6 protein-coding genes and 1 pseudogene are annotated in these 6,795 nt (G+C 75.6%); 3 read left to right on the plus strand and 4 right to left on the minus strand.

The window, feature by feature from the left end; genetic code table 11:
• Positions 1–133: 133 nt before the first annotated feature.
• The gene (locus AC0ZLC_RS22870; RefSeq protein ID WP_476753799.1) at positions 134–1,477 is read right to left on the minus strand and encodes a helix-turn-helix domain-containing protein; all 1,344 of its coding nucleotides are present in this window, start codon (positions 1,475–1,477) and stop codon (positions 134–136) included.
• Between the two features lie 149 nt (positions 1,478–1,626).
• On the opposite strand from AC0ZLC_RS22870, the gene AC0ZLC_RS22875 reads away from it, so the two are divergent.
• The 3 genes from AC0ZLC_RS22875 (at position 1,627) to AC0ZLC_RS22885 (ending at position 4,218) form a co-directional block, all read left to right on the plus strand.
• The gene (locus AC0ZLC_RS22875; protein WP_476753800.1) at positions 1,627–1,821 is read left to right on the plus strand and encodes a hypothetical protein; all 195 of its coding nucleotides are present in this window, start codon (positions 1,627–1,629) and stop codon (positions 1,819–1,821) included.
• Between the two features lie 70 nt (positions 1,822–1,891).
• Positions 1,892–3,139 (plus strand): amidohydrolase, encoded by a 1,248-nt coding sequence (locus AC0ZLC_RS22880; protein WP_476753801.1) that lies wholly within the window; start codon positions 1,892–1,894, stop codon positions 3,137–3,139.
• Between the two features lie 95 nt (positions 3,140–3,234).
• Positions 3,235–4,218 (plus strand): NAD-dependent epimerase/dehydratase family protein, encoded by a 984-nt coding sequence (locus AC0ZLC_RS22885; RefSeq protein WP_476753802.1) that lies wholly within the window; start codon positions 3,235–3,237, stop codon positions 4,216–4,218.
• A 23-nt stretch (positions 4,219–4,241) separates the two neighbouring features.
• On the opposite strand, the gene AC0ZLC_RS22890 is transcribed toward AC0ZLC_RS22885, so the two are convergent.
• From AC0ZLC_RS22890 to AC0ZLC_RS22900, 3 genes and pseudogenes are all read right to left on the minus strand, one after another.
• Positions 4,242–5,318, minus strand: a complete 1,077-nt coding sequence (locus AC0ZLC_RS22890) for a hypothetical protein (protein WP_476753803.1) — start codon at positions 5,316–5,318, stop codon at positions 4,242–4,244.
• A 111-nt stretch (positions 5,319–5,429) separates the two neighbouring features.
• A complete protein-coding gene (locus tag AC0ZLC_RS22895) occupies positions 5,430–6,569 on the minus strand; it encodes a sensor histidine kinase (RefSeq protein ID WP_476753804.1) in 1,140 nt (379 codons plus the stop codon).
• Positions 6,570–6,572: 3 nt separating this feature from the next.
• Positions 6,573–6,795 (minus strand): annotated as a pseudogene (locus tag AC0ZLC_RS22900) (hypothetical protein); the annotation flags it as partial.

Consider the following 6,795-nt stretch of genomic DNA (forward strand, 5'->3'; position numbering starts at 1 on the left):
TACGCCGACCAGCCACATCTCGTGGAGTGCGTGTCTGCGTACGGGTACCCACCGGCACAGATCCAAGCCGGACGGATGCGGGCGCGTGGACGCGTACCTCACGGCAGGTCGGGCGGGTACACGGACCGGGGCGTCAGAGCGGTGGCGGGGCCGGAGCTGCGCCCAGGGTTGTGGTGCCGGGGGCCGTGCGGTGGCCCAGGCCCGTGCGGTACGCGTCGAGTGCCGCCTCGACCCGGCCGGTGCGGCGGAGCAGGTCGCCGAGGAGCCGGCACAGGTCGGCCAGGTCGCCCGCCGCGCCGGCCCGCTCCAGCAGGCTCATGGCGCGGACGTAGTGCTCCTCGGCCGCCTCCGTGTCGCGGGCGTCCTCGGCGATGATGCCGAGGAGGCGGTGGGCGCCCGCCGAGTGCACGGCGCCGCGCTCGGAGCTGAGGTCCCCCAGCACCTCGCGCAGCAGCGCCGCCGCCTCCAGCGACTTGCCGCGCCGGTGCAGCACGTCGGCCAGTTCGACGTTGACCTGGCTGGTGTAGAGGGCGGCCCGCTTCGCGGACAGCATGGTCTGCGCCTGTCTCAACTCGGACTCGGCGCGCTCCAGTTCGCCGTTCTGTGCGTACAGGTAGCCGCGCATCCAGTGGCAGTTGGCAAGTTCGGTACGGATCTGGAGCTGGCGGTAGAGCTCGGCGGCCTTGGCCAGGGACGCGTCGGCCTCGGCGGTCCGGCCCTCGGCGAGCAGCGTGCGGGCGACGGAGCGGTGCATGCGGGCGACCAGCGCGGGGTCGCCGGCCTGCGGTGCGAGGGCGAGGGCGAACTCGGCCGCCTGGGCGGCCCGGGCGTGGGCGCCCATGTCCATGTACGGGGCTATGACACCCGTGTAGAGGAGCAGGAGCGCGTCGGGGTCGTGCAGTCCGTTGCGGTTCAGTTCGTCGAGCGTGGACTCGAACAGGTAGCAGGCGTAGCGGAGTTCGCCCGCGAGGTAGTGGGAGACGGCCCGGCCGCGCAGGGCGGGGACGCGCAGCGGCAGCGGGGCGTCCCCGAGGCGCTGCTCGGACTGCTCGAAGCGGGTGCGGGCGACCTCGAGGTCCCCCGTCTCCAGGGCGCATTCGCCGAGGCCCAGCAGGGCGGCGGCCTGTTCGGCGACGAGCCCGTGCGTCTTTGCCTCGGCGAGCAGCGTGCCGTACTGCTCGGCAGCCACCTCCGCCTCGCCGGTCGCCAGGGTCCGCTGCGCGTCCGTCAGGCGCAGTCGCAGGCCGGTGGCGAGGTGGGCGGGGCGGCCCGTGGTCAGTTCGTCGTACGCCACGCCGAGACGTCCGGCGATGTGGCGCAGCGCCGGTTCGGAGGCGCGGACCCGGCCGGCCTCCAGGGTGGAGATGTAGGCGGGCGTGTACGCCGGTTCCGCCAACTGCTTCTGTGTCAGACCGCGTTTCGTCCGCAGCTGCTGCACCCTGCGCCCGATGATTCCCGGGTCGTCGCGCTCCGCCATGGATTAAGCATGCCATTGAGGCGAGTTACACCGAGCCGTGTTCCTGCTTTCGCTCAACTCCCCTGACTTGTCTTGCCCTTGGCCTGTGAATGCCTCTAAGTTAAGTGGTGTATTAAACGTGCTTAATATGCCGCTGTTGCGAGGTCGCCGTGCTCCGACGCCTGTCCGACCGCCACGTCCGCGGCTTCGGCGCCGCGGTCGTCGCCGTGGCCGCGCTGGTCACCGCCGCCAACACCGGTCCGGCCAGGGCCGACGGTCCCCCGGCGGCACCGCACAGCGCCCGGGTGCCGGATGCCGCCCACGCGCCCGGCGGCGCCCACGCGTCGGCGCCGCGGACGCCCTGACCCACCGGGCACCGCGAGGACTTCCCGCACACCTCTGCCGTACGCGCCGGGCGCCCCCTACGCTGACGCCGTGACCGCTGCCGCCGCACGCACCGCGCTGGACGTCACCGCCGATCTCCCGGTCCCGGCCCTGGAGGACCTCTACCGGGACCTGCACCGCCACCCCGAGCTGTCGCTGCGCGAGCACCGCACGGCGGCGACACTCGCCGGACGGCTGCGCGCGGCCGGGTACGAGACGGCCGAGGGCATCGGCACGACCGGCGTGGCCGGGCTGCTGCGCAACGGGGACGGGCCGACCGTCCTGCTGCGCGCCGACATGGACGCGCTCCCCGTCACCGAGGAGACCGGGCTGCCGTACGCCTCCGAGCACGACGGCGTCATGCACGCCTGCGGCCACGACCTGCACGTGACCTGGCTGACCGGCGCGGCGGAGGCGCTCGCCGCGGGCCGCGACACCTGGTCCGGCACGCTCCTGGTCGTCGGCCAGCCCGCCGAGGAGACCGGCCAGGGCGCGGCGCTGATGGTGAGGGACGGGCTGTACGAGCGCTTACCTCGGCCGGACGTGCTGCTCGGCCAGCACGCGGCCCCCGGCCCGGCCGGGCTCTACGCCCACGCGCCGGGCCTGATCATGTCCGCCTCGACGGACATCGACATCGTCGTGCACGGGCGGGGCGGGCACGGGGCGCGGCCGGAGTCGGCGGTGGACCCGGTGGTCACGGCCGCCTATCTGGTGACCCGGCTGCAGACCGTCGTCAGCCGGGAGATCGCCGCCCGCGAGCCCGCGGTCCTCACGGTGGGCCGCATCGAGGCGGGCAGCCGGCACAACATCATCCCGGCCGGAGCCCGCCTCGAACTCAACATCCGGACGCAGTCCGACGAGGTCCGGGACCGGATGATCGCCGCGATCCGGCGTATCGCGGCGGGGGAGTGCGCGGCGGCCGGCTGCCCTCGCGAGCCGGACGTCACCGTCGGCAACACCTTCCCGGTGACCGTGAACGACCCCGAGACCGATCACCGGGTGGCCGCCGTGCACGGCAGGGTCTTCGGCGCCGGGACGATCCTCGACCCCGGTCCGGTGATGGGCAGTGAGGACTTCGCGCGGCTCGCGGAGCACGAGGGCGGGCGGCTCCCCTACTCGTACTGGTTCGTGACGAGCACGCCCGCCGACGTCTGGGACGCGGCCCCGGGCACCGGACTGATGGAGAAGTTCGCCGCGGTCCCCGGCAACCACAGCCCGCTGTTCGCGCCGGACCTGTCGACCGTCCTGCCCGGCGTGCGGACGCTGGTGTCGGGGGCGCTGGCGTACCTGGTGCGCTGACCCGCCCACCCCCCTGTGCGCTCCGGTCTTACGGAGTGGTGACGTGCGGCGCGCGGTCCGGGACGCGGGGAATCCGCGCCCCTAGCGTGGGCGGCATGCGGGTACTGGTCACCGGCGGAGCCGGGTTCATCGGGTCGGAGATCGTCGCGGCGCTGGGCGCCCGGGGGCACGAGGCGGTCGTGTACGACCTGCGGGAGGGCCGGGACGTGCGCGACGGGGCGGCCTTGGCGGAGGCCCTGTCCGGGGTGGACGCGGTGTGCCACCAGGCGGCGCTGGTCGGCCTCGGCGACGGTTTCTCCGACGCCACGGAGTACGTCTCGCGCAACGACCTCGGCACGGCGGTGCTGCTCACGGCCATGGCCGGGGCAGGCGTACGGCGGCTGGTGCTGGCCGGTTCGATGGTCGTGTACGGGGAGGGCCGCTACGACTGCCCGCGCCACGGGGCGGTGCGCCCTGGCCCCCGTGCGGAGACCGACCTGGCCGCCGGCCGCTTCGAGCCGGCGTGCCCGGTGTGCGGCGACGACCTGTCCCCGGGGCTGGTCGCCGAGGACGCCCCCGCGGACCCCCGCAACGTCTACGCGACGACCAAGCTGGCGCAGGAGCACCTGGCGGCGGCGTGGGCCCGGAGCACCGGAGGCGGGGCGGTGTCGCTGCGCTACCACAACGTCTACGGCCCCGGCATGCCCCGCGACACCCCGTACGCGGGCGTCGCCGCGTTCTTCCGTTCGGCGCTCGCCCGGGGCGAGTCCCCGCGGGTCTTCGAGGACGGCGGCCAGCGGCGGGACTTCGTCCACGTACGGGACGTGGCGGCGGCCAACGTGGCGGCGCTGGAGGCCGGTTCGCCCGGCGGCACGTTCACCGCGTACAACACGGGGAGCGGGGACCCGCACACCGTCGGCGAACTGGCCCTCGCCCTCGCCCGGGCCCACGGCGGCCCCGACCCCGTGGTCACCGGCGAGTACCGCCTCGGCGACGTCCGCCACATCACGGCGGACTCCGCCCGGCTGCGGGCCGACCTGGGCTGGAAACCGGAGGTCTCCTTCGAGGAGGGCATGCGGGAGTTCGCCGGACAGGGGTAGCCCCGCCGGGGGCACCGCACGGGTCAGCGCGCGAGCTGCGCGGAGCGGAGTTCGTCGAGGTGCTGCTGGATGTGCCGCAGCGCGCCCTCCCGGCGGCCCGGCACGCGACCGCGCAAGTCGGCCAGGGCGGCGGCCAGTTCACCGGCCCGGGCGGCGTCCTCGATACGGCCCCACTGGTGGTGGGCGCGGTCGGCGGCAGACTCGACGGCGGGCGCGTGCGGGGACTGTCCGGCGCCCAGCCGTGCGGTGGCGACCGCGAGCCAGGCCCGGCAGCTGTGCACGGGGTCCCCGGCGAACATCGCCAGATCGGCCCGCACCTCCATCCAGTGCAGCGCCTGCTCCGACCCGGGGCCGTGGGCACGTACGGCCGTCCGCTCCCACTGGGCGGCCAGCGCGGCGGCCTCCCCGTGCCGGCCCGCCTGCACGGCGGCGGTGATCGCCGCGTGCGGGTCGGGCGCCGCCGGCGCCCTGCCCTCCGCCGCCAGGACGACACCGGGCGCGTCGCCCTCCGCCAGCGCCCGTGTCAGGGCCTGCTGGTGCAGCTGCGCCGGGTCCGGGCGGTGGCCGCTGCGCAGGATCGTGGCCAGGGACTTCATGTACCCCGGGGCCGCGACCGTGCGGCGGGGCGGCGGCGGGGCGATCCGGCCGTAGAGGCTCACGCCCGGGCCGGCGGTGAGCGGCTGGGACGCCAGCGTCTGCCAGGCCTCCGGGTCCGCGTGCAGGTCGGCGAAGAGGGTGGTCGTGCCCGGCGGGCGCAGGCGCAGCTCCTCACGGATCCAGTGCCAGGGGAACGCCGTGTAGCGGACCGTGGCGGGGGTGGTGCGGGCCAGCGCGAGGTGCGGCAGCCGTTGCCTGCGGTCGAGTTGGAGCTGGCCGGTGAGATAGACCGTCAGCGGGCCCGGGGACGTCGCCGCGGCGCGCAGCCGTGTGAGGACGGACTGGGGCTCCAGCGGGTCCGCCAGCTCCACCACGTTCGCCGTGTCGGCGCCGGACAGCACGGCGGGCGCCACGGCCGCGAGGACGGGGAGCACGGACACCGCGTCCACCAGGCACCCCTTGCCCACCGGCGAGGCCGCGAGCAGCAGCACGGTTCCGGGCATCGTTCCCTCCCCCATCGATCACCTACGGCAGCACCGTAACCGCTGCGCGTGCGAAGAGGGGATCGCCCGGGGGCGGGAAGTGCCCCCGCCCGCCCGTCGCGTGCGCCGTTCTTACGCCCGCGACTCCGTTGCCGGGAGCGGTGCCGCCGGCGCCGGGAGCGTCACCTCGAAGCGGCAGCCGCCGGAGACGTTGCGCACGGCGGCGCGGCCCCGGTGGGCCTCCACGATGCCCCGCACGATGGCGAGGCCGAGACCCGCCCCGGCCGGGGGAGTACGGGCGTGGGTGCCGCGCCAGCCCGTGTCGAAGACGCGGGACAGGTCCTCCTCGGGGATGCCGCCGCAGCCGTCCGTGACGGACAGGACGACCCCTTCGGGTGAGCGCTCCGCGGCCACCGCGACCGTCCCGTCGGCGGGGGTCCGGCGGATCGCGTTGACCAGGAGATTGCCCAGCACGCGGCTCATCTCCCTGCCGTCCACCTCCACCGGCAGCGGCTCGACGCGGTCCCCCACCAGCCGTACGCCGTGCTCGCGGGCCAGCGGGTCCGCACCCGCGAGGGCGTCGCCGACGAGGTCGTACAGGGAGATCCGGGAGGGCGAGAGGGCGAGGGTTCCGGCATGGATGCGGGACAGTTCGAACAGGTCGCCGACCATGCCGTTCAGTCGCTCGACCTCGGTACGGATCTGGCGCAGATAGCGGGCGGGGTCGGCGGCGACCCCGTCCTCCAGCGCCTCCGACATCGCCCGCAGCCCGGCCAGCGGGGTGCGCAGGTCGTGCGAGATCCACGCGACGAGTTCCCGCCGCGACGTCTCCAGGGCGCGCTCGCGCTCGCGGGACGCGGCGAGTCTGGTGCTCGTGGCCTGCAACTCGCGGCTCAGCGCGGCGAGTTCGGCGGTGGCGGCGCCGTCGGGGGCGGCGAAGGCACCGCCGTCGCCGAAGGATCGGGCGGCGAGGGTGAGGGCGCGGCTGCGGCCGACGACCCAGCGGCCGAGCAGCAGCGCGGTGGCCAGCGAGACGACGGCCACCATCGCCACGACGGTCGTCACCACCGTCAGGTCGTGCGGGGACAGGAACATCGCCCACGCGACGGCGAGGGTCCCCGCGAGCATCGCGGTCACGGCGACGGCGGCGACCACCGCGAGGGACGCGGTGAGCGAGCGCCGCCGGATCAGCCAGAGCACGCCCGCGCCGAACAGCCCGGCGGCGGCGGCCCCGAGGAAGGCGAAGAGGGCGATGAGCAGCATGTCGCGCATGGCTTACGGCTCCTGCGGGGGCGCGGCGGGGGCGGGTCCGCCGGGGACGGGGGCGTCCGGAGGGCGTACGTCGGGGACGGCGGCGTCCGGGAGGCGTACGTCGGGGACGGCGGCGTCCGGGAGGCGTACGTCGGGGACGGCGGCGTCCGGGACGGGTTCGTCTGGGGCGGGGGCGGCCGGGGCGGGTTCTCCGCGGGCCGGGGCGGGGTCCCCGGGGGCGGGGGCG

It is taken from the genome of Streptomyces sp. GLSS-08, assembly GCF_056387915.1.

Coding starts and splice junctions, on each gene's coding strand:
- AC0ZLC_RS22885 (WP_476753802.1), top strand. CDS start 3,235: ATGCGGGTACTGGTCACCGGCGGAGCCGGGTTCATCGGGTCGGAGATC.
- AC0ZLC_RS22890 (WP_476753803.1), bottom strand. CDS start 5,318: ATGCCCGGAACCGTGCTGCTGCTCGCGGCCTCGCCGGTGGGCAAGGGG.
- AC0ZLC_RS22895 (WP_476753804.1), bottom strand. CDS start 6,569: ATGCGCGACATGCTGCTCATCGCCCTCTTCGCCTTCCTCGGGGCCGCC.
- AC0ZLC_RS22870 (WP_476753799.1), bottom strand. CDS start 1,477: ATGGCGGAGCGCGACGACCCGGGAATCATCGGGCGCAGGGTGCAGCAG.